The organism is Pseudomonas sp. NPDC079086 (genome assembly GCF_044542155.1).
Classification (GTDB): domain Bacteria; phylum Pseudomonadota; class Gammaproteobacteria; order Pseudomonadales; family Pseudomonadaceae; genus Aquipseudomonas.
Genome location: NZ_JBITTY010000005.1, coordinates 269986 through 292590 on the forward strand (window position 1 = coordinate 269986; position 22605 = coordinate 292590).

Annotated in this window: 17 protein-coding genes; 3 read left to right on the top strand and 14 right to left on the bottom strand. The window is 59.6% G+C overall.

The annotated features are described in order from the left end of the window. Nucleotide 1: 1 nt before the first annotated feature. The 11 genes from can to ACIGEK_RS20855 all read right to left on the bottom strand — a co-directional run bounded on the left by can (nucleotide 2) and on the right by ACIGEK_RS20855 (nucleotide 13718). Nucleotides 2-646: a carbonate dehydratase gene (gene can, locus ACIGEK_RS20805; protein ID WP_160013434.1), complete on the bottom strand. Its 645-nt coding sequence runs from the start codon at nucleotides 644-646 to the stop codon at nucleotides 2-4. Nucleotides 647-748: 102 nt separating this feature from the next. Next, complete coding sequence (locus tag ACIGEK_RS20810) at nucleotides 749-2659, bottom strand: bifunctional metallophosphatase/5'-nucleotidase (protein WP_397495144.1); 1911 nt, start codon at nucleotides 2657-2659, stop codon at nucleotides 749-751. 140 nt (nucleotides 2660-2799) lie between these two features. Beyond that, the gene (rimI, locus tag ACIGEK_RS20815) at nucleotides 2800-3252 is read right to left on the bottom strand and encodes a ribosomal protein S18-alanine N-acetyltransferase (RefSeq protein WP_304866532.1); all 453 of its coding nucleotides are present in this window, start codon (nucleotides 3250-3252) and stop codon (nucleotides 2800-2802) included. 57 nt (nucleotides 3253-3309) lie between these two features. Continuing rightward, nucleotides 3310-4128 carry an energy transducer TonB gene (locus ACIGEK_RS20820; RefSeq protein WP_397495145.1) on the bottom strand — a complete coding sequence of 273 codons (819 nt, stop codon included), beginning with the start codon at nucleotides 4126-4128 and terminating at the stop codon, nucleotides 3310-3312. Continuing rightward, complete coding sequence (locus tag ACIGEK_RS20825; RefSeq protein ID WP_397495146.1) at nucleotides 4125-5672, bottom strand: 2-isopropylmalate synthase; 1548 nt, start codon at nucleotides 5670-5672, stop codon at nucleotides 4125-4127. Before ACIGEK_RS20825 ends, ACIGEK_RS20820 begins: the two co-directional genes overlap by 4 nt. A 367-nt stretch (nucleotides 5673-6039) precedes the next feature. Further along, complete coding sequence (locus ACIGEK_RS20830) at nucleotides 6040-7284, bottom strand: saccharopine dehydrogenase family protein (RefSeq protein ID WP_397495147.1); 1245 nt, start codon at nucleotides 7282-7284, stop codon at nucleotides 6040-6042. Nucleotides 7285-7314: 30 nt separating this feature from the next. Further along, a complete protein-coding gene (locus tag ACIGEK_RS20835) occupies nucleotides 7315-8412 on the bottom strand; it encodes a carboxynorspermidine decarboxylase (protein ID WP_397495148.1) in 1098 nt (365 codons plus the stop codon). Between the two features lie 270 nt (nucleotides 8413-8682). Next, nucleotides 8683-11004 carry a DUF6160 family protein gene (locus ACIGEK_RS20840; RefSeq protein WP_397495149.1) on the bottom strand — a complete coding sequence of 774 codons (2322 nt, stop codon included), beginning with the start codon at nucleotides 11002-11004 and terminating at the stop codon, nucleotides 8683-8685. Nucleotides 11005-11015: 11 nt separating this feature from the next. Beyond that, nucleotides 11016-11621, bottom strand: coding sequence for a DUF6160 family protein (locus ACIGEK_RS20845; RefSeq protein WP_397495150.1), 606 nt, complete (start codon nucleotides 11619-11621; stop codon nucleotides 11016-11018). After that, nucleotides 11611-12657 (bottom strand): hypothetical protein, encoded by a 1047-nt coding sequence (locus ACIGEK_RS20850; protein WP_397495151.1) that lies wholly within the window; start codon nucleotides 12655-12657, stop codon nucleotides 11611-11613. The genes ACIGEK_RS20845 and ACIGEK_RS20850 overlap by 11 nt, the downstream gene beginning before the upstream one ends. A 2-nt stretch (nucleotides 12658-12659) precedes the next feature. After that, the gene (locus ACIGEK_RS20855) at nucleotides 12660-13718 is read right to left on the bottom strand and encodes a DUF6160 family protein (RefSeq protein ID WP_397495165.1); all 1059 of its coding nucleotides are present in this window, start codon (nucleotides 13716-13718) and stop codon (nucleotides 12660-12662) included. Between the two features lie 288 nt (nucleotides 13719-14006). On the opposite strand from ACIGEK_RS20855, the gene mksB reads away from it, so the two are divergent. Genes mksB through mksF form a run of 3 tightly spaced genes read left to right on the top strand, consistent with a single transcriptional unit; the run spans nucleotide 14007 to nucleotide 18780 of the window. Next, nucleotides 14007-15257, top strand: coding sequence for an Mks condensin complex protein MksB (gene mksB / locus ACIGEK_RS20860; RefSeq protein WP_397495152.1), 1251 nt, complete (start codon nucleotides 14007-14009; stop codon nucleotides 15255-15257). After that, complete coding sequence (gene mksE / locus ACIGEK_RS20865) at nucleotides 15254-15949, top strand: Mks condensin complex protein MksE (protein WP_397495153.1); 696 nt, start codon at nucleotides 15254-15256, stop codon at nucleotides 15947-15949. Before mksB ends, mksE begins: the two co-directional genes overlap by 4 nt. Further along, complete coding sequence (mksF, locus tag ACIGEK_RS20870; protein WP_397495154.1) at nucleotides 15946-18780, top strand: Mks condensin complex protein MksF; 2835 nt, start codon at nucleotides 15946-15948, stop codon at nucleotides 18778-18780. The genes mksE and mksF overlap by 4 nt, the downstream gene beginning before the upstream one ends. 51 nt (nucleotides 18781-18831) lie before the next feature. On the opposite strand, the gene ACIGEK_RS20875 is transcribed toward mksF, so the two are convergent. From ACIGEK_RS20875 to ACIGEK_RS20885, 3 genes are read right to left on the bottom strand one after another with little or no spacing between them, the layout of a single operon-like run. After that, entirely contained in the window at nucleotides 18832-21135 is a 2304-nt protein-coding gene (locus ACIGEK_RS20875; RefSeq protein WP_397495155.1) for an MlaD family protein, read from the bottom strand. Then, nucleotides 21128-21751 (bottom strand): paraquat-inducible protein A, encoded by a 624-nt coding sequence (locus ACIGEK_RS20880; RefSeq protein WP_397495156.1) that lies wholly within the window; start codon nucleotides 21749-21751, stop codon nucleotides 21128-21130. The genes ACIGEK_RS20875 and ACIGEK_RS20880 overlap by 8 nt, the downstream gene beginning before the upstream one ends. Continuing rightward, nucleotides 21738-22397 carry a paraquat-inducible protein A gene (locus tag ACIGEK_RS20885; RefSeq protein WP_397495157.1) on the bottom strand — a complete coding sequence of 220 codons (660 nt, stop codon included), beginning with the start codon at nucleotides 22395-22397 and terminating at the stop codon, nucleotides 21738-21740. The genes ACIGEK_RS20880 and ACIGEK_RS20885 overlap by 14 nt, the downstream gene beginning before the upstream one ends. Nucleotides 22398-22605 lie beyond the last annotated feature (208 nt).

A 22605-nucleotide genomic window follows, 5' to 3' on the forward strand; every position in this document is an offset into this window, starting at 1 on the left:
CCTAGCTCTGCCCGAGCGGACGCAGACGGTATTGCGGCGGCAGTTGTTCCATACCGCTGACGGTGACGTTGAGGTTCTTCCAGCGGCCGTCCTTGATGCCATAGATGCAGCCATGCACCGCCAGCGGCTGACCGCGATGCCAGGCGTTCTGCACGATGGTGGTGTGGCTGACGTTGGCCACCTGCTGGATCACATTGAGTTCGCAGAGGCGGTCGACCTGCTCTTCCTCGCTGGGCAACTGCGCCAGGTGTTCGCGGTGCTCGTAGTACAGGTCACGAATGCTGCGCAGCCAGCCGTCGATGAGGCCGAACTGGGTGTCCTGCATGGATGCGCGCACGCCGCCGCAGCCGTAATGGCCGGTGACCAGGATATGTTTGACCTTGAGCACATCGACCGCGTACTGGATCACCGACAGGCAGTTGAGGTCGGTGTGCAGCACCACGTTGGCGACATTGCGATGGACGAACAGATCGCCCGGCAGCAGGCCGACAATCTCGTTGGCCGGCACCCGCGCATCGGAGCAGCCGATCCACAGGTACTCCGGCACTTGCTGCTGGGCCAGCTTGGCGAAGAACTCGGGATCCTCTTCCTTGATCGCTTCGGCCCAACGCGCGTTGTTGTCGAAGAGGTGCTGTAGATCGCTCATGCTTCACTCCCGGATTCGTCGATGCGCACCATAGGAGCGCCACGGGCTTTTGACAAGCACGGGTTAGCCGCCGTCACAGCAAACGGGCGGCAGCGAACTTGATCAGGCGCGGCGGCGACGCAGCAACCAGATAATCAGCAGCAGCCCCGCTAACAGCACCAGGCTTACGCCCCACTGCAATGGCCCCGCATAGCGGTACAGCTCGGCAGGCTGCAGGCTTGGCGCTCGCAGCATACGCTGCTCGGCGGCCGCGCCCTGGGTCGGGATATCGGCCAGACCGTCGCCATCCAGGTCTGGCAGGCTGCGAATATGGTCGAGCAGCCCCTGCCACTCTTTATATTCCTGCACACCGGGCTGCTGCGAATCGGCATCGATGATCGCGTCCTTGATCGCCAATAACGGCCGGCCCTCGGCATCCTTGGGTTGTACGTTGAGCAGCCCCTTAGTCAAGTCACTGACCAACCAGGTAAAGCTGCCGACATAGCTGGTTGCACCAATGCTGTAGAGGCGTTGATCCGCCAGATCCAAGGGGGTGTAGCCCTTAATCGGGTCGCCCAGATCAATTCGGCTGACCCGGTCGAACGGCACACGCCAGGGGTTGTAGCTGAAGCGCAGGCCTGACACGCGTGGGTAATAGCTTTTGCTCTCGCGCAGCTGGTAAGCCAGCAGCAGCACCTCAAGCAGGTTCTTCAGTTCCTGACCGCTGACATACACCTTGATCAGCGGATAGCCCGGCGCATCATCCAGCTCACCCACACCCAGCGGGGCGATGCGAAACAAGTCGGACACTGCCTGCACGCCCTGTCGCCCCATGATCAGGTTGTCACGGATGGTGCCGTTGCCGGTGAACGACACATCGCTGCCCGTGGCCTGGCGCAGGGCATCGGTGACGAGGTTGCCGAGGATCGGGTCGTCGTACTCACGGGTCAGGGTCTTGTCGACCCTGGCCAACGGTTGATCGAAGGTGTAGCCCTTGGGCGCCAGCATCTGTGCGCTAACCACTTGCTTGAAGTCCTCGACCTTGGCGGTGATCGCGGCGCTGCCAGCAATCTGGTCGTTGATTGGGTGCAGCTGGTAATCGACAACCTGCGGTTTGCCATCAGCCAGCAGCCGCATATGCAGCTCGCCCAGGTGCTGAATCTCGGAACCAGCCTGCATCACTGGCGTACGCCCGTTGACCAGCACAGGTTGCGCCAACGCCGTGTGCGAATGGCCACCGACGACGATATCGATGCCCGGCACCTGCTCAACCAGCTCGACCTCCTCACCGCGCCAGCTACCGTCCTCCTGCTGCACCACGCCCATGTGCGAGAGCAGAATCACCACCTCTGCGCCCTCCTCGCGCAGCTTGGCAACCATGGCCTGAGCGGTCGCGACCGGATCGGCAAACACCGCTGGCTTGATCATCGGGCTGACCGCCACGGCGTTGTTACCGAGCAGGCCGAACAGACCAAAGCGGATGCCACCCTTGTCGATCAGTTTGTACGGCGCAATGCGCCCAGCCTGGTAGTGCGCCTGCAGGCTGTCGTCTTCCTTGCGCGCGGGGTCAAAGCCAAGGTTACTCGACAGCAAAGGCATCAGCGCATCGCCCTTGATCTTGTATGCCGAGCTGATCATCGCGGCCAAGCCGGCCGGACGAAAATCGAACTCGTGATTACCCAGGGTCGCGGCGTCGTAACCCAGCTCGGTCATCAGGCGCAGCTCGCCGCCGGTTTCGCGGGTCACGGTATGAAACAGCGTGCCCATGCTGAAATCGCCGCCGTCGAGCAGCAGCACCGGTTGTTCGCCAGCAGCGGCGCGGCGCTGTTCCAGCAAAGTAGCCAGGCGCGCGACACCGCCGACGGTGTCGTCATCGCCTGTGGTGGCCGGGGAATATTCGTTGTTCGGGCCAAAGCCGAGCAGGCGTGACTGCCAGTCGTTGGTGTGCAGGATGGTAAAGCTGCGTTCGGCACTGAAGGCCTGAGCGGCGGTGAATAGGCAGAACACCGCAAGCAACGAAGCAGACAGGCGCATGACAAATCCTTAGGGCAATGGGCCGAATACCGCTGCAGCTGGGCAGCGCACGCCAGTATGCGACAAGCCCTGAGTCAGGTCAGCGGCGAATAACGCCGTGGGCGGTAGCCAATCGGGTCAGTCGCAGGCTGGGCAAGAGACTAGTCGAACAGCGGGCAGACCATTACCAGGGCATCTTCACGACCACCGACGGCTGGGTAGTAGTCGCGACGCCGGCCGACCTCATTAAAGCCGTAGCGCTCATACAAGCGGTACGCCACCTGATTGCTCGCCCGTACCTCCAAAAAGCAGTCATTGGCGCCCTGCTGTTGGGCCTGCTGCATCAGGTGCTCGAGCAGTTTCAAGCCCAGGCCGCGGCCCTGGCTTTCCGCCTTGACGGTGATGTTGAGCAGGTGCGCCTCGTCCATGATGATCTGGATAACGCCGTGACCGACCTGCTGCTCACCTTCAAACATTACCCAGCAGTTGTAGGAGGTCAGGCTGTCGGTAAAGATGCCGCGCGTCCAGGGATGGCTGAACGCGGCGTATTCGATTTTCAGCACCGCGTCGATATCCGTCGCAGTCATCGGGCGGAAGCTGATTGCATCACTCATTCAGGTTGACTCGGCAAGCAGGAGAAACCTCGGCCAAGCGGCCGGGAAAAGGTGTATTCAATTATCGGCCAACCAGCGCTGACGCACGCGCCGCATGGCCTGCCACAGCTCGCGCTTGCGCTCGGGCTCATCCATCAGCAACTCCAGGCCCGGCAGCGCCCAGGCAGTGCCCAACCCCTCGACCTGCAACTCCCGGTTATAGGCGTCGGCAGTGGCCTCACCGGCAAAGCGAATAGCCGGCAAGCCCACCAGCCACAGGCAACTGCAGGGCTCCTGCTCTTCCAGCCGCGCGCCGACAAAACTCTGCACATATTCCAGCGCCGCTTGCGGTCCCTGATCGATCTGACCGCGCACCAGCAGCGGCCAGCGCACCGGCTCGCCAATCAGTTGCGGGCTGTCCGGCAGACCGGCGGCGCGTAGCAGATCCTTGAGCAACAGATAAGCCGGATCGCGCCCTTGCAACGGCTCGCCAGTGGGCAGCTCGACCAGCACCGCACAGGCACCAGCACGCAGCAATTGCAGGGCAAAACGCGGTGGCGCGACAGGCGTTGGCGGCGCCACCTGTGTTTCGGCGTCGGCGGCAACGGCTTCAGCCTTGGCCATACGCCCCTGAGGCGCCGGGCGTGGCACTTCGATCTTAGGCCGAGGGGCAGGCGCAGCTACGGGCGCTTCGGCAAGTGGCGCCTCATAGGCTGGCGCCGCTTCAGCAAGCGCCTGTGGCGCGGCAGCAGCCACCTCCGGCTCAGGCGCGGACTCAACCAGCGGTTGCAGCAATTCCGGGCGCGAAGGTGCTGCAAACGGCAGCTCTACACGCGGCAGCCAACTGGCTACCTGCATGGCGCTCAGGTAGGCACGACGGCGCAGTTCTGCAATCAAACGTCAGCCGCCTGTGGGTGAGCCTTCTGCCCGGCCTGCATCAGGTTCAGTGCGTTGACATAGGCCTTGGCCGACGCCACCAGAATGTCGGTGTCGGCGCCATTGCCGTTGACGATGCGTCCGCCCTTCTCCAAACGTACGGTCACCTCGCCTTGCGAATCGGTGCCTTGGGTGATGGCGTTGACCGAATACAACTGCAGGTTGGCCTCCGAGCTGGCGATCGACTCAATGGCCTTGAAGGTCGCATCCACCGGCCCCGAGCCCTGGGCATTGGCGCTGTGTTCGGCGCCGTCAATGCTGACCACCACCTGCGCCTGGGGCACTTCACCGGTCTTGCTGGCTACATCCAGGGTAATCAGCTTGAAATGCTCCGGGGCCTCTTCGGCCAACGTATCGGACACCAGGGCCTGCAGGTCTTCATCGAAGATTTCGTGCTTCTTGTCCGCCAGATCCTTGAAACGGGCGAAGGCGGCATTCAGCTCAGCTTCACCTGCCAGGACAATACCCAGCTCATCCAGGCGCGAGCGGAAAGCGTTGCGCCCGCTCAATTTGCCCAGCGACAATTTGTTGGTGTGCCAACCAACCGACTGGGCAGACATGATCTCGTAGGTTTCACGGTGCTTGAGCACGCCGTCCTGGTGAATACCCGACTCGTGGGCGAAGGCGTTAGCACCGACAATGGCCTTGTTCGGCTGCACCGGGAAGCCGGTGATGCCAGAGACCATGCGCGAGGTGCTGAGGATATGTGGGGTATCGATGCGCGTATGCACGCCAAGCAGGTCTTCGCGGGTCTTGATCGCCATGACGATCTCTTCCAGCGCGGCGTTACCGGCACGCTCACCCAAGCCATTGATGGTGCACTCGACCTGACGCGCGCCCGCGACAACGGCAGCCAGGGAGTTGGCCACGGCCAGACCCAAATCGTTGTGGCAATGCACGGAGAACACTGCCTTGTCGGCGTTGGGCACGCGGTTGAGCAACTGGCGAATGGTCTCGGCGTACTGGTGCGGAATCGCATAGCCGACGGTGTCGGGGATATTGATGGTGCGCGCGCCGGCGTCGATGGCCGCTTCAATGATGCGGCAGAGGAAATCGATTTCCGAACGACCGGCGTCCTCGCAGGAGAATTCGACATCACTGCACAGGTTGCGCGCCCGCTTGATCGCATGCACGGCCTGCTCGACCACCTGATCCGGCTGCATGCGCAGCTTGTGCTGCATATGGATCGGGCTAGTGGCGATAAACGTGTGGATACGCCCCGAGTTGGCACCCTTGAGCGCTTCTGCGGCGCGGTCGATATCCGCGTCCAGCGCCCGCGACAGGCTGCACACGGTGCTGTCCTTGATGCTTTCGGCAATGGCTTTGACTGCGGCGAAGTCGCCCGGGCTGGCGATGGCGAAACCGGCCTCGATCACATCAACACGCAAACGCTCCAGAGCCTTGGCGATGCGCAGCTTTTCTTCACCGGTCATCGACGCGCCGGGGCTCTGCTCGCCGTCACGCAGGGTGGTATCGAAAATAATGACGCGGTCGTTGCTGCTCATGCTGGTTTCCTCACGGATTCGCCATAGCACGCACCCGGCGTTGGGGCGCGTGTCGATAAGGGTTGATTGTCGCGTGAAATGCCACGGGCGGGAAGCGCGGCGCACATCGCGGCTAAAGCCCTTCCCACTGGCCAAAAAGCAAAACGCCCGCCAAATGGCGGGCGCTGGGCTGATTGAGCGAGCTAGAGTCCTGCAAGGCGCTACGTAGTAACAGCCTCCGGCTGGTCAAAACGGCGAAGAAGCGGAGTGTACTTTTGTACATGAGCATTACTCGCTCCGCTCACCCTTTGGGCCGACCTAAAGGCCGTTCGGTGGCAAGCCACCGTCTGAGCCTGTTTTTAACGCAGCAGGGCCGACGCGCAGCCAATCAGAGGGCCTGACCCCAGGGACGGTCGCCGTTGGCGTCCTTAATCCGGGTCGGCAGGCCCATCACGTCGAGCAATTTGAGGAACGGCTCAGCCGGCAGCTCTTCAACGTTGGCCATGCGCGATACATCCCAATCGCCACGCGCCACCAGCAGCGCAGCCGCTACCGGTGGTACGCCTGCGGTGTAGGAAATGCCCTGGCTGTCGGTCTCGACATAGGCGTCTTTGTGGTCAGCCACGTTGTAGATAAACAACTCAGCCGGCTTGCCATCTTTGGTGCCTTTGACCAGGTCGCCAATGCAGGTTTTACCGCTGTAACCTGGCGCCAGCGAGGATGGGTCCGGCAACACGGCCTTAACCAGTTTCAGCGGCACCACATCCAGACCTTCAGCGGTTTTCACCGGCTGTTCAGACAGCAGACCCAGGCTGTTTAGCACGGTAAACACGTTGATGTAGTGCTCACCGAAACTCATCCAAAAACGCACATTGGGCACGTTCAGGTGTTTGGACAGGGAATGCACTTCGTCATGCCCGGTCAGGTAGAGATTCTGTTCACCGACTACCGGCAGATCGTCGGTGCGTTTGACTTCAAACATTGTGTTGCTGGTCCACTGGCTGTTCTGCCAGCTCCAGACTTGCCCGGTGAATTCACGGAAATTGATTTCCGGATCGAAATTGGTGGCGAAGTACTTGCCGTGCGAACCGGCGTTGACGTCGAGGATGTCGATCGACTCGATGCTGTCGAAGTACTGTTGCTGCGCCAGGGCAGCATAGGCATTGACCACACCTGGGTCGAAACCGACACCAAGGATGGCAGTCACGCCCTTCTCCTGGCATTCAGCCAGGTGCTTCCACTCATAGTTACCGTACCAAGGTGGCGTTTCGCAGACCTTGCCCGGCTCTTCGTGAATGGCGGTATCAAGGTAGGCGACACCTGTGTCTATGCAGGCGCGTAGCACCGACATATTAAGGAAGGCCGAACCCACGTTGATGACGATCTGCGATTCGGTTTCGCGGATCAGTGCTTTGGTTGCTTCAATATCCAGCGCATTCAGGGCATAGGCCTGGATTTCGGCCGGCTGCTTCAAGCTGCCTTTAGCCTTTACGCTGTCGATGATGGCCTGGCATTTGGAGATGTTGCGCGACGCGATAGCAATCCGACCGAGTTCGTCGTTGTGCTGCGCGCACTTGTGGGCCACCACCTTGGCGACACCTCCTGCACCAATGATCAGAACATTCTTCTTCAATTTCTTTATCTCTCCTTTAACCGCCAGCTGTCAGGACAGGCTGGACAGGTAATCGTCAAAGCCAAATTCGCGAACCACCTCAACGCTACCGTCGAGTTGCTTCACCACGATGGACGGCATTTTCAGGCCGTTGAACCAGTTTTTCTTGACCATGGTGTAACCCGCTGCGTCGATAAACGACAGACGATCGCCGATGGCCAGCGGACGATCGAATTGGTACTCACCGAAGATGTCACCCGCCAGGCACGACTTGCCGCACACCATGTAGGTGTATTCGCCGTTGCAGGGTTCCATCTTGGCGTTGAGCCGGTAGATCAACAGATCGAGCATGTGTGCTTCGATGGAGCTGTCGACCACGGCCAGATGTTTGCCGTTGTACAGGGTGTCGAGCACCGTGACTTCCAGCGAGGAACTCAGGGTGATTGCCGCCTCGCCGGGTTCCAGATACACCTGCACGCCGAAGCGCTCGGAAAAGGCCTTAAGGCGAGCGCAGAACTGATCCAGCGGGTAGTCGTCGCCGGTGAAGTGAATGCCTCCACCAAGGCTGACCCACTCGACCTGCTGCAGCAGATGGCCGAAGCGCTCCTCGATGGTGGTTAGCATCTGGTCGAACAGCTCGAAACTGCCGTTCTCACAGTTGTTGTGGAACATAAAGCCGCTGACTTTATCCATCACCGTTGCGATCTTTTCCGGGTCCCACTCACCGAGGCGGCTGAATGGGCGCGCCGGGTCGGCCAGCAGGTAATCCGAGCTGCTCACCTGCGGGTTGACGCGCAGGCCGCGCACCTTGCCGGCGGATTCTTCGGCAAAACGCTCAAGCTGGCCGATGGAGTTGAAGATGATCTTGTCGCAGTTGGCGAGCATCTCGGGGATTTCGTCATCCGCCCAGGCCACGCTGTAGGCGTGGGTTTCACCGGCGAACTTCTGCCGACCGAGCTTGAGTTCGTACAGCGAGGACGAGGTGGTGCCGTCCATGTATTGCTGCATCAGGTCGAACACCGACCAGGTGGCAAAACACTTGAGCGCCAGCAGCGCCTTGGCCCCGGAGTGTTCGCGCACGTAGGCGATCTTCTCCAGGTTAACCAAGAGCTTCTGTTTGTCGATGAGGTAGTACGGCGTCTTGATCATCTGCGTGTCTATGCCCTGAGTGCTAGCAAAGTCGGCCGGCAGGCAATCAGCAAAGCTGACCCCTCCCCGAAAAGTGGAGGCGAATTGTGCCGACAACCGGCACATATCGAAAGAGCAACCGGGATATTTCCTCGATTCAGTGACCATCGGCAACGACTGCGCGGCCAACGTGAAACAACCGGCGCGCTCTACAGCGCGCCAGCAGAATGACCAACAAGAATGACAGGGGCATGACGACAGCAAGCGCCTACGCGGCGCGTACTCTGCGGTTCAGTTGATCGGCGTGGCCGTCAGGTTGGCGCGGATATCGGCGTTCTGCAGCTTGACCCCGTACATCGAAGTCACTGCACCGCCGGTGGGGTGGACGTGCTGAATCCGGTCGATATTCACTTCCTTGAAATGCACCCGGCCGTTGACCGCAAAGCCCAGCGGATCGGGGCTGACCGGCGCACAACCAGAGGCAGTTTTGTTGCAGACTTTGGTCGGTGCCACATCAAGGTTTAGATCGACGTTGAAGCCATAAGCGTTGGCGTTCGGGTTACTCGGGTTGCCGTCCGAGGTGTGGAAGTTATCCACCACCAATTGACTGCCCGTACCATTCACTCCGTTGACCCGCCCGGTTTCGATAATGATCTGGTTGCGCTTCTCATTGTTCGACACGGTATTGGCCGGGTTACCGGTGCCATCGCGTACAAAGACGTTTTTCAGCTTGACCGAGATGCCCTCGTCGCCACGATCTTCCCAGCGCCCGCCACTGGCAACGCAGGCGCTGGAGGTGCTGCCACTACCGCCAACGCACAGCGCACCAGCGCCGCCCGAGCTGATGGCCAGAGTCGAGCCCTGCTCATAACGCTTGAGCACCAGACGACCAATACTACTGCCGGTTAGCCGGTCGCCCCAGCGTACATTGTCGACATCCAGCTTCGACCAATAGGTGCCTTTCCGCAGCTCGACGCCGTTGTTGCTGATATCCAGCGAGCCTTCGCGGTAATGCATGTCATAGCTGCTGCCTGAGAGCCAAAGACCACGGCCGTTTTCATCCACGGTAATCGCCGCATTCGCCTCGCTAATATAGAAGTCGGCGTTGTAGCGCAGCCCATCACCCACAGCACCGCCGGCGCGCAGAGTGACCTGGCCGTTGAGGGTGAAATCGTACGCCGGGAAAATTTCCATCAACACCAGCAACTCGGTGCCGCCCTGTAGCGGCGCATCCGCAGTGCCAACCCGTAGACCATCGAAGCTATAGCTGCCGACCACATTCTTGAAACCCAGGCGCATGCCATCGAAATGACCGTTGTAGCCGCCGCTGTTTATATCGCTGTTGGTGCCGGCATAGCAGCTCGTGCTCACGCCGGCGGCGCAGCTCTTGGTCAGATCAAACGTAAACTGACCGGTGCCGTGGGTACGCAGACCGCTGAACCACATGGTGTTGCCGTTATCGGTGAGTGCCAACGAGCTGTTGACCATGTTCCAGCTGAGGTCAGCACTGATGCCTTTTTGCCCAGAGTTGGGATCACCACCTGGACGCAGCTTCAACCAGTTCTGCCGCGCGCCCTGATCGAGGAAGTTCAAATCCAGCGCCAGGCCGCCGAGCTTTTGATTATTCGGGTTGCCCATGATCAGGCCGCCTAGGGTGGCGTTGAAGTTGAGATCCTGAAAAGCAATTTTGGCGTAACTGCCAACGCCGTCCTGCTCCAGATCCAGGGTCAAACCGGCGTTGCTGATCAGGCTGCCGGCGAAGTTCTCGGCGCGCAGCACGCCTTCGTCCTGATACTGGAACAGGCTATTGGCGATGGTGATATTGGGCTTGATCCGCAGCCCCTCGCCGCTGGCGCCGCCCCCAGTAATGCTGATGCTGCCACCCAGGCGCAGATCCATATCCAGCTTGCCAAAGCTGCGCTGTGCATCGACGTCACGCAGGTCGGGGCTACCCGGCGTCACCGCCACGCCTGGGGTCGGGTCGCCATGGGCCAAGTCGAGACCGATGCCTGCAATCGAGCCGACAAAGCGCGAGGTACCTAGGTCCAGCTTGATCTCCTGGCCGCTGCCGCCGCTGACGATATCCAGATAGGCGTTGTTCAGGTAGGTATCAAATGACAGGCCTTTGACGATCAGGTCAAAGCCATTGTCGCGGTAATAAAAGGTCGCCGCGCTCAGCGACAGCTGACTGTCATCCACGCTGAAACCGCTAACGCCACTGGCCCCACCGCCACTCAGTTTGAGGCTGGCGCCCAGGGTGAAGAACGCGCGAAAGGCACCAAAGCTTTTGCTGCTACCGACCAGTTCGATGTTATCCACGCTCAGCATCTGAGCACTGCCACTGTGCTGCATCTGCAGTTGATCACCGACCACATCGAGCGTGGTGGTCGAACTGCTGCCAGCCGTTTGCGGTGTGCCACTAACACCCTTGAGGCTAAGGGTCTGGCCATCCTGTGTGTAATCAATACTGCCAGCCGACCAGCCTGTGCCTGTGGTTTGCAGGCTGATGCCATCGCGCCCGCTGACGGATGACAACGCCTGATCATCCAGCGCCTGCATGGCCTGTGTCAGCGGACTGAGAACTGCGAGCAACAACAGCGAATGACTATGCATGGCCCTGCTCCTCAGTTCTGCGGAAAGATCAGCACGTTGCCCTGCATCCGGATGGTGCCGTCGATCTTCGCCGAGAAGATATTGGTCTGCTGGTACGACGGATTCCCGCCATTGGCCACGCTCAACGATTTGTTCTGCCAGCCGCCCTGATTGGCCACACCAAAGGCAAAGCTGCCATCCTTGAACTTCACCTCGTTGGGCAGGCCGAACTCCAGCACATCCTGATTGAAAGTGGCGCCATCACCGTTGAAGCCACTGTTGATAGTGCGCGTACGCAGGGTCAGGCCCTCGAAACTGAACACGCCCTTGAGGTTGTCCAGCACATACCAGCCGCCGTCGGCCTCAGAGCGAATCGCCACACGCATGCCGCAGTTTTCCGGTGCACTGGCGCCGGCAGTAGCGCAACTGCGCTGGCTGGCCGTCCAGGTGCTGGGGTTGTTGCTGGCCGGCTTGCTCCACAGTACGCCGCCATCCTTGTTGATACTGAATTCACCGGACAGATAAACCCCACCCTGTCCATTCATGCTGCTCAGGGTGTCATCGTCCAGTGCCTGCAACTCGGCAAAGGCCGGCATGGCCAGCAATATACCGCTCAGCATCCAGGCTTTAGAGATCACGGCTGGTCACCTTCAGGTAGTTGATGCTGAGCCCCTGGATGGCGTTGTAGCCAAAGTTGTAGCCACCGGTAGAAAAGCTGCCTGTGCCGGCTTTAAGGTTATCGATCACGATATTGGTGCGTGGGGCGTTGGCATAGAAGTCACTGGCAATCGCATTGCGCTCAGCTACCGGACGCGCGCTGCCGTTGGTGGCACGGGTCACCGGATTGGGCAGTTCCAGCACAAATTGACCGTTACTGCTGACATCAAACAGCAGCGGCTGGCTCTTGCCGTAACCCAGCGAAATATTGGCGTAGGCATTGCTCAGTGTCAGGGTGCGAGCGGTCTGCTCCTGGGCGGTGGTGCAATTGGCCGTACCGGCCGCGCAGGACATAAGCTGTAAGCTCTTGGCGAACAGATTCACCCGCGCCTCACCCACCAACTGTCCACGCGGGTCATCGCCCCATAGCCGCAGGTAGCTGCCGTCCATAACCAGTTCACTGAAATCAAGATTGATGATGTCGGTACGCCCGGCGGCGACCTGGAAGTCGAAGCGAATCCCTAAATCAACTCGCTCGGAGGCGCGGCTGGAGCAGTTACTTCCGGCCGCTGCATAACCGCTGATACAGGCCTGTCCGCCGGCGCCGGTCAAGCGCTCGGGAAACTTGAACTCCAGCACGCTGACATTGCTCGGCGTGGTCTGCACCCATTGGCCGTCATCACGCAGGGTGCGCAGGGTTTCCCCTTTGGCCAAAGTGATCTCGAAAGGATGATCCAGCCGACCAATATTTACCGGATTCAGGTTTGCACCTTTATTACTGCCGGTCGCACCAAGGTAGAACTCCTTTACCGAAATCGGCACGTTCTGCCCCGAAGCGTTGTTGATGTCATTGATGGTAATCACCGCACCTGAGGCATCCAGCAACACACCATCCAGCACGAAACCAAATCCGGCGCCCTGAACAGCCGAGAGTTCCTGGTCATCCAGGGCTTGCAACTCCGCCTGGGCAGCCCCAGACAGCAGCATCAACGAAGCAACAGCAGTCAGCGCGCGCATGATCAGCACCCCGCAGTAGCGGTGCCCAAGCAGGTGTCCTGCCGGGGAATACCATTGAAAGCCTGCTCGAAGTCGATATTGATTGGGGCCACCATATTGCCGTTGGCATCACGGTATTTGGGCAGGTTCATAAAGGCCCCCTTCAAGGTGTTGATCAGCGCATTGCTGTCCATGTCACGCCAGGCCACATCCTGGGTTTGCATGGAAATAAAGAACCCTTTGGCGGCGCCTTCAATCGCTGCAGTGGCGGCTGAGTCATTGACGCCCATATTGCCCACGGGCAGAGATTGGAAATTGCTCAAAGGGAAGCAGGTGGCCAGCGACAACACCTGGCAGCCGCTTGAGGCAAACAGACTCAACAATGCATCGGATAGCCCACCTAGATTGCAGCCACTTACACACCCCAGCACCTGGCCATTGACCATACCGGCATGCGTAGCACGCACCGGATCAGCAGAGCCATTGGTCTGCACCAGAGTGGCATCCGCTTCAAGGCGAGTGTTGCGGGTGACTCCCGCTATGCTCAAGAGAAACTGCTCCCACCCACTAGCTTGATCGAATACCGGACCAGCACTACCTTGAATTTTGATTGGAATATTGCCCGTCAGATTCTGAATATCCCCAGACAGAATACCTTTGGCTTCACCAAAGCCGATACGCACACCCACCACCTTGTTCCCCGAGTACGCCAGCTCGAGAAAAGGATTGGCGATTTTGAAAGGATTTATGGTGTCGTCGGCGTTGACCGTACCCAGCGCAAAGTTGTTGATCAGGAGATCAGACGACCCTGCGACTTCACCGGGGCGAGTGGTCGCATCGTTGTATTGCCCCAATTGCAGCTTCTTCATATTCAGCTGAGTTTCGACATTCATGCCGAAATTGATTCGGGTGTAGTTGATCCCGGCATTGCTGTCCGTGGTCAGGTTGATAAAGGCCTGACCAGTCACTTCCGACAACTCGGCGTCCGCCAACTCAACCATCTTTGCGTTGGCAGTCGAGCTAATTAAGCCTGCACAGACCAAAGCAAGCACAGTTCTGGCAAATCCAATAGTCGGACGCATGGCTGATTCCCTGTCTTTATTATTCGATTGGCAGAGCCCTGCGGACTCCACGCCTTGATTAGCACTATAAAAAGCCGACCGCCTAAACGTGCCGACCCATAGTCGAGAAATTCCCGGAAATCCGCCCCTGCCGCACAGCAGAGCGCCACCACGCTGTTACCCATCACCACAACCTGGGTTACACGCGCACAGGTAAGCCAACAGACGATGACTGACACTCAAGCCTTGGCTGCGGCTTGCAGTACAATCGGCGTTTTTTTGCGAAAAGCTCGCGGAGCGGATGCCCCGATGATTGATCCCAAGCGCGTATTGCGCGCCCTTGCCGAACACTGGACGTTGCTGGAGCCGCTGTGCGAGCGCTTCGATGCCGGCACCCTGAGCCTGGTAGAGCTGCGTAACCAGCTCGGCGCTCAACTGCCAGAAGGCACGCCAACCGATGTCACCGCCCTGCTCGACCAGTGGATCCGCCTGGATATCCTGGTGCCGGTGGCCAAGAGCCCCAATCGCTTCGAACTGAACGCGCAGATTCACGACTTCCTCGCTTACCTGCGCCGCGAACATCGCCTGGGCCTGTGTCTGGAAATCGAAGCTTATCTGCGCCATCTGGAGCGCCTGGCTGGCTATATCAAAGACGCCTTCGAAGTGCGCGACGCCGCCGATCTCGCGCGCCAGCTGCGCCTGCTGGATATGCGTGTGCGCGATGTGCTGAAGAAGCTGGCCAACGACGAGCAGGCCCTGGTCGCCGTGGCCGAGCGCGCAAAGACCTCAGATAGGCAAATCCCGCTGCGTCAGCGCTACGCCGAGGTGTTGGCGACCTGGGACGAATACGTCGAGCCGATGATCCAGTTGGTGGCCGCCGACGGTGCCTTCGAGCAGGGCGTCTACCGTGTCGAGCACGTGCTGCTGCGCCTGCTCGGCGAACAACAGCGTCTCGGTCAACTGGTCGATGACGACCTGCTGCTGCGCACCCACGCGCGCATCTTGGAAATGCAGACCATCGCTCAGCTGACCCTGCGCCGTGCACGCGAGCTGCTGCTGCCGCTGCGTGAAGAAGCGCGCCGACATAACGCCGTGACCCGCGGTGCAGCCCTGGCTCTGGCGGCGATCCGCAAAAAGGGTCTGGACGCTGTGCCGCAGGCCTCCATGCCGCTATTCAGCCGCCCGCAAAGCACCTTTCTCGGCACCGCCTCGCAGGTTGAAGCTTACGTCTACGCCCTGGCCCGCTTTGAGCCCAAACCGGCGCAGTTCCCCAAAGCGCACAGCAGCCGCAAGGGCGAAGCGCCGCGCGCACCGCGTACCGCACGCGAGATGGTTGAGCGCTGCGAACAAGCCCTGCCGCTGCCGGACCTGATGGTCTGGCTGCTGGAGCAGGAACCTGAAGGCGCCACCGACGAATTGCTCTACTGGTTCTCGCGTCTATCGCGCGACGGCCGCTTCCAGCGCGAGCGCCTGGAGCGCCGCGACTACCTCACCCGCGAGCATCAGGTCAGCCTGAGCTCATTTGCCCTGATCAAGCCGGCCGGGACTACCACCGTATGAATATCGACCTGAAAGAACTCACCCAGCTCGCGCCGATTTTCCGCGAGCTGTTCAAGGGCTACCACATCAGCCGTAGCAACCCGGAGCTGTATACCCAACTAGCCAGCCAGCAGGACCAGTACCGCAGCCTGTTCAAAGCCCTGGGCTATGAGCTGACCTGCGACAGCCGCGGCTTCTACTATTTCGTTCCCGAACAGATGGGTGCTCAGGTCAACAAGACCGCCCAGCGTCTGGCGCTGTTCACCTTCATTCTGGTGGAACACCTGGCCGACCAAGGCCGCGACCCGCTGGCCGTACTGGACGGCGGCAGTCTCGGTCGTGATGAACTGCCGGCCTTGCTCGACAAGTACCGCGACCTGTTCCTCCAGGCTGAAGTCACCACCGTTGAGGAGCTGGAAGAAAAAATCATGCGCCGCCTGACCCAGCTCGGCTTTGCCAGCGAAGACAACGGCATCTACCGCTTCCTCGCCCCCATGCACCGCTTCCTCGACGTGTGCCTCTCCGTGCAGCAAGACCGCGACCTGGCCGCCACCCTGCACAGCAGCCTGCCGCTACCAACGCCAGTACTGCAGGATGAAGACATCGAAGACGAAATCATCAGCCTCTCCGAAAACGACACAGAAGAATCCGAAGAAGACGCCCTGGCCCGCGCCATGGCCGAAGAACGTGACGCCCAGGAGACCCTCGCATGAGCCAGGAACGCTACGGCATCCGCCGCTTCGCCCTATTGAATACCGCAGGCTACAGCCTTGGCCTGTTCCCGCTGGAACACCCGCTATCGGTTTACGGTGCCAACAATCTCGGTAAATCCGCCTCGATCAACGCCCTGCAATTTCCGATTCTGGCGCGCATGTCGGACATGAGCTTCGGCAAGTACAGCCTGGAGCAGTCGCGCAAGTTCTACTTCGCCAGCGACACCAGCTACATCCTTGTCGAAGTCGCCCTGCCCCACGGTCCGCACGTGATCGGTGTGGCCGGACGCGGCCCAGGCGGCGGTTTCGGTCACCAGTTCTTCGCCTATCAGGGCACTCTGGATCTTCAGCACTACCAGAAGAACGGTACTTGCCTGCGCCAACGCGAGCTGTTCAATAACCTTGAACGTGAAGGCATCAAGGCCTATGAGCTGAAACCCGAAGAACTACGCCGCCTGCTGGTGGGCGGACATACCTCGATTCCACTAGATCTGACCCTGATCCCGCTGCGCTCCACCAGTGAACAGAGCCTGAAGACCTTCCGCGCACTATTTATCAACCTGCTGCATATGCGCGAGATCACCGCAGCCAAGCTCAAGCAGCTGTTCCTCGATGCCTTCGAGCACAGCCTGCGCTCCGGCAGCGTCGACTATATCGCCGCCACCGAAGAAGCCTTCCGCGACGTGCGCCGCATGGAGCAGGACTACCAAGCGCTGGTCACTGCCGGCCCGCTGATCGAAGCCCTGGCTGCCGGCGTCAATCAACGCGAACTGCTGCGCGGCAAACTGCACCGCATCTCACCACTGCTCGACTCGCTGCTCGGCACCTGGCAGGACTACGCCGGAGCCCGTCGCGAAGAACTGGTAATCCAGGCCGAACACTACCGTGGCGAACAAGACGGCCTGCAGCAGGAACAACGTGGCGGCACCCAAGAGCTGATGCGCATGGAGCGCGAAATTAGCGAAATCCAACGCTGGCTTGGCGAGCTTTCGGTGCTGAAGAACCGCTTCGCTCTGGTCAACGACGCCAAAGTGCTGGAAGAACAGCTGTTAGTCGCTAAGGATGCCCACGACGAACTCGCCGGCGCACTGGCGCAGTCGCGGCAGTTCTCTGCCGAGGACCTGGACGAGCGCCTGCGTGATCTGGAAAAACGCCTGAAATCGGTCAAGCAGCAGCTCGAACACGCCGACAACAACAGCTATTCACGCCTGCGTGAAGAATTCAGCCAACAGGACGTTGATCGTCTGATGCGCCTGTTCAATGGCCAGCTGTTCAGCCTGCCATTGGGCGAGAACGGTATTCAGGTTGCCGAAGGCGACGCCTGGGTGAAATCCCTGGAAGCCATTCTCGATGGTTTTAAAGGCGAGCACTTCGAAGTGCCGGGTCTGTCCATCGATCTGTCGCATATCGAGCCACCGGCCTTGCAAGCACTGGCTGACCGCGCCGCCCTGCGCGACCAGAAGGATCGCCTCGACCGCGAATACAAACAGCTGAAAACCCAGCAGGCCGTCGCCGCCGACCGCGCCGCCAGCAAGGCCCAGGCCGAGCAGTTTTACCAAGCGGTGCTGGACGCGCAGAAAGCCCTGGAAGACTTCCGAAAAAGCCAGACCCTGGCCGTTGAAGAACCGCAGAAGCTTGAGCAACTGGCCCAGCTGGAAGCCGCGCAGGACGAACTCAAGCGCGCCTCGGATGCCTTCACCGAGCGCGTGCAGCAGCTCTCCGCCAAGCTGCAACTGGTCGGCCGCCAACTCGCCGATCTGGAGGCCAAGGAACGCACCCTGGAAGATGCCCTGCGCCGCCGCCAACTGCTCCCGGCCGACCTGCCCTTCGGCACACCGTTTACCGACCCAGTGGACGACAGCCTGGACAACTTGCTGCCGCTGCTCAATGACTATCAAGACGCCTGGCAAGGCCTGCAGCGTGTTGACGGGCAGATCGAGGCGCTTTACGCGCAAGTGCGCCTCAAGGGCGTAGCCAAATTCGACAGCGAAGACGATGTCGAGCGCCGCCTGCATCTGCTGGTCAACGCTTACGCCCACCGCCAGGACGAGGCCATCACCTTGGCTAAAGCGCGCCGCGCCGCGGTTACCGACATTGCCCGCACCCTGCGCAACATCCGCAGCGACTACGACAATCTGGAACACCAATTGGCGCTGTTCAACCGCGAGATCAACAAGCGTCAGGTGTCCAACCTGGAAAGCTTCCGCATCGTCCTCGCGCCGAACAAGGACGCGCTCAAGCATATCGACCAGATCATCCACAGCGCCGGTCAGTACGAAGAAGGCGAAACGCTCTCAGTGTTCGACCTGCAGCAAAGCAGCGATCAGGACAGCAAGAACGAAGAAGCCAAGGAATACCTGGCCCGCCTGGTGGCCGCCAACCATAACCAACTCGGTTTGAAGGACCTGTTCGAACTGGCCTTCGAGATCACCAAGGTGCACGGCCAACCGGTGATTCACACCGACATCGATGGCGCGGCCTCCAACGGCACCACCATGACCATCAAGGCGCTGACCAACATGTATCTGTTGCTGCACCTGATGGACCGCGATCAGGCAGGTAAGGTGCGCTTGCCCTACTACCTGGACGAAGCGGCGGATATCGACGAGAAGAATCAGCAGGCGTTGATCGAAACAAGCCTACAGCTGGGCTTCGTGCCGATCCTGGCGTCCGTTAAGCCGCAGGTATCAGCTCACGTGGCCATCGACCTGGAAGGCGGCAGCGGACCGAACGGCATCTATATCGACGAAGCGGATTGGAAATATATCCAGCGTCGCGACAGCGCCAAGGCCAGCAGCTCCACACAAGTGGCCGATACAGAGCCGGCGTGACATCCGGCTGAAAGCAAGAGGGCCGCTAATGCGGCCCTCTTGCTGTGTGGCTTATTTTTCCAAGGCTATCTTCGGTGCCCAGCGCAACCACTCATCCTTCACCTCGTCATACAAGGCAAACGTCTGCCCTGGCTGCGCCGGGCCACCCATCTGCGGGTTATCCGGCGAGGCAAAGGCGATTCCGCCCTCGAGCAAAGCCTCCAGCGACTCGGTACGCACTTTTACGCCGCTGAACAAGCCAGCATCCACACCGATGCCACTGGCATTCCAGAAGCGGCTACCGCTGCGGACCAGCGGCGCATAACGCGGCTCGATCAAAATATGGATCAGCACCCGATCCGAGGTTGGGCCCAGCTCGAAATCGGTGACCTTGCCCACCGGCACCTCACGGTAGCTAACCACTACACCGGGCTTGATGGAGCCACGGCGCGCCGCACTCAATACCAGGCGCAGACCTTGCTCACGGGCACTGGCTTTAGGCGGCGCGGCAGCGGCAGTAAAGCTCATCTGCGCAGCGCCCTTCTGGTTCGAGGGCTGCACCTCCAGATACTGGCCAGTGACCAGGGTTTCCAGGTTGGCAGCCCGGGTCAGGCTGACTTCCGGCTTGACCACCCAGAATTGTGTGCCTGCACGAGCAATCTGCTGCGTCGCCTGAGTGATCCGCGCATAAAGAATCACCGCTTGCAGGTCATCCGTCAGCTCGATGCGCTCCACCTTGCCCACGTCCAAGCCCTTGTAGCGAATTGCCGTGCCCGGGCTGAGACCGTCGCCACTGGCCACCCGAATAGTCAGCTCTACACCTTTCTGCAGCGCCACTTCCTGGCTGCTGTAAAGGCTAAAGCGCTCGACCCGCTTATTGCCTCTGGGTGCATTAGGGTTTGGTGTTTCAAAGGCGATGCCGCCTGCCAGCAAGGTCTGCAATGACTCGCTTTTCACCTCTACGCCAGACAGGCCGCCCTTGAGCGTAATGCCGCTGGCATTCCAGAAGCGCGTACTGCTGTTTACCAGATGCGCATGCTCAGGCTCGATATGCACGCCAAAGGCAACCTGCTTGTCATCACGCGATAGCTGAAAACTCTGCACCGTGCCGACCTTCACCTGCTTGAACAATATCGGGCTGCCCACTTCAAGAGAGCCGCGTGTGTCGCTGAACAGCACCAGATGCAACCCCGGTGCCGACAGATCGAGCGGCGGGGCTTTGGCTCGGGCGACAAAATCACGCAGCGCAGGATTGCCAGCGTCACCAGGCCGCATAGCGATGTAGTTACCCTTTACCAGCGCCTCCAGTCCGGTTATCCCCGCCAGGGAGATCGACGGTTTGACCACCCAGAAATCGGTGCCTTCAACCAGGTAGTCTTCAGTACGTGGGTCGAGCATCAACTCCACCTGTGCACCGCTGAGGTCCTGGTCAACCTTGAAGGTCTTCATATGACCGACCTGAATGCCTTTGTACATCACCGGCGTACGGCCCGGCTCCAGGCCATCAAACTCATGCAGTTTGAGCGACACGCGAATACCGGCCTGAGCGCTGTCGAAGTCTTCGTACAAGCGAAATGGCAGGCTTGGGTCAGTCGGCGGGCTATCCTTACGGTGCTCGGGCGTGGCGAAGGCAATACCACCCGCGACAATACTCGCCAGGGACTCGGTGCGCACCTTTACCCCAGATAAACCGGCATCAATGGAAACGCCACTGGCATTCCAGAAACGCGTGTGTTTACGCACCAGTGAGGCAAACTCCGGCTGAATAAATACCTTCACTTCGATCAGGTTCTGATCCTCAACCAAGGCATAACTTTTCACCTTCCCCACCTGGATCTGCTTGTAAAACACCGGGCTGTCGCGATTAAGCGAGCCAAGCCGCTCAGCCTTAAGTGTCAGGTGCAAACCAGGCGTAGTGTCCGCCAAAGGTGGAGGCTCGCTCAGTGCGGTGAATTTACGTGTAGGCTCGCCATCACCTGGGCTTGCGGTGATGTAGTTACCCGACACCAGAGTTTCCAGCCCAGTGATGCCTGCCAGTGACACACTCGGCTTGACCAGCCAGAAGCGCGTATTTGTGCGTAGATGCTGCTCAACGCGTTTGTCCATCTCCAGGGTGGCGCGCACACCGCGCCGCTCGCCGCTGTCATCCAGCTCCAGGCCTATGACCTTGCCGATCGGCATACCTTTGAAGATCACCTCAGTCTTGCCCGGCTGGATACCATCACCACTGGCAAACATCACCTGAATCTCGATGCCGGCTTCGTTATAGGCACGCCAACCTAGCCAACCGCCGATTAGTAGCGCAATCAGTGGCAAGACCCAAATAGCCGACCAATTCGAAGCTGGGCGCGCTTTAGCCAACGGCAAATCATTCATGGTGGTCATCCGAGTCCGTGTTATCCCAAATCAAGCGGGGGTCAAAGGTTAAAGCGGCCAGCATGGTCAGCACTACCACGCTGGAAAAAGCCATTGAACCGTAGCCGGGCTCAATACTGGCCAGGCTGCCAAAGTTGACCACCGCCACCAGTATTGCAATGACGAAGATATCCAACATCGACCAACGCCCGATCCATTCGATAAAGCGGTACATCAGCACCCGCTGACGGGCAGACATCGGCTGATGTCGCTGCACCGAGTACAGCAACAAAGCGATGCCGACCAGCTTGAATGTCGGCACTAGAATGCTGGCAATAAACACCACTGCAGCAATCGGCAGCATGCCGTAGTTAACCAGCTCGATAACCCCCGACATGATTGTGTCCGACTGGCCCTTGCCTAAAGAGTTGACGGTCATGATCGGCAGCAGGTTTGCAGGGATATACAGCACTGCAGCTGTCAACAGTAACGCCCAGGTACGCACCAAGCTATTAGGCCGACGTTCATGCAGGCGACCGCCACAGCGTGTGCAAAACTGTTTCTCAGCGTCGGACAGTCGGGGATTTAGCTTGTGGCACTCATGGCAAATTAGCAGCCCTGCATCAATCGCGCGCATGTTCATCCTCTCCCGACAAGGCTTCCCAAATTTGATGCGGCGACATTGTCACTTCGAGCCAAACCTGAACCAGTAATAGCGCGATAAAACACAACAGGCCTAGGCCGATGCTCAACTCGGCCAGATCGACCAGTTTCACAATAGCCACCAGAATGCCCATCAGATAGACCTCAAGCATGCCCCACTCGCGCATATGGTGATAAATGCGATAAAGCAGCAGGCCATAACTACGGCCAATATCCAGGCGAATAGTCAGTAGCACCACAAACTGACACAACAGCTTGAGCAGTGGCACCGCCATGCTGCAGAGGAACACCACCACGGCGACACTCTGCATACCGTTGTTATACAGACCGAGCACACCGCTCCAGACCGTATCCTCAGTCGTCTGCCCCAACAAGTTAAGGCGCATGACCGGTAAGAAGTTAGCAGGTACGTACAGCAGCAGGGCAGCAATCACCAACGCCATACTGCGGCGCACAACCTGCGCACGATGGGTGTACAGCTCATAGCCGCAGCGTGGGCATTCAACCCGCTCACCTGCAGCCGCATCAGGCTTGCGCAACAGCAGATCGCATTCATGGCAGGCAATCAGCTGCTTAAGGTCAAGTTCGGAAAGTGGTTCAGAGAGTGCCTGACCGGCCATAGAAGAACCCTGATAAAAGTGCGCTTAGCCATCATAGCCACGCCCTGTTTAGTTGCCTATCAAAGGCTCACTTCGGTTCGGTTTGTTTTTCGCGGCACAAAGTAAAACCCCCTACCAGTTTCCTGATCGGGGGTTTTGGTATAGGTGCTTGACGATGACCTACTCTCACATGGGGAAACCCCACACTACCATCGGCGATGCATCGTTT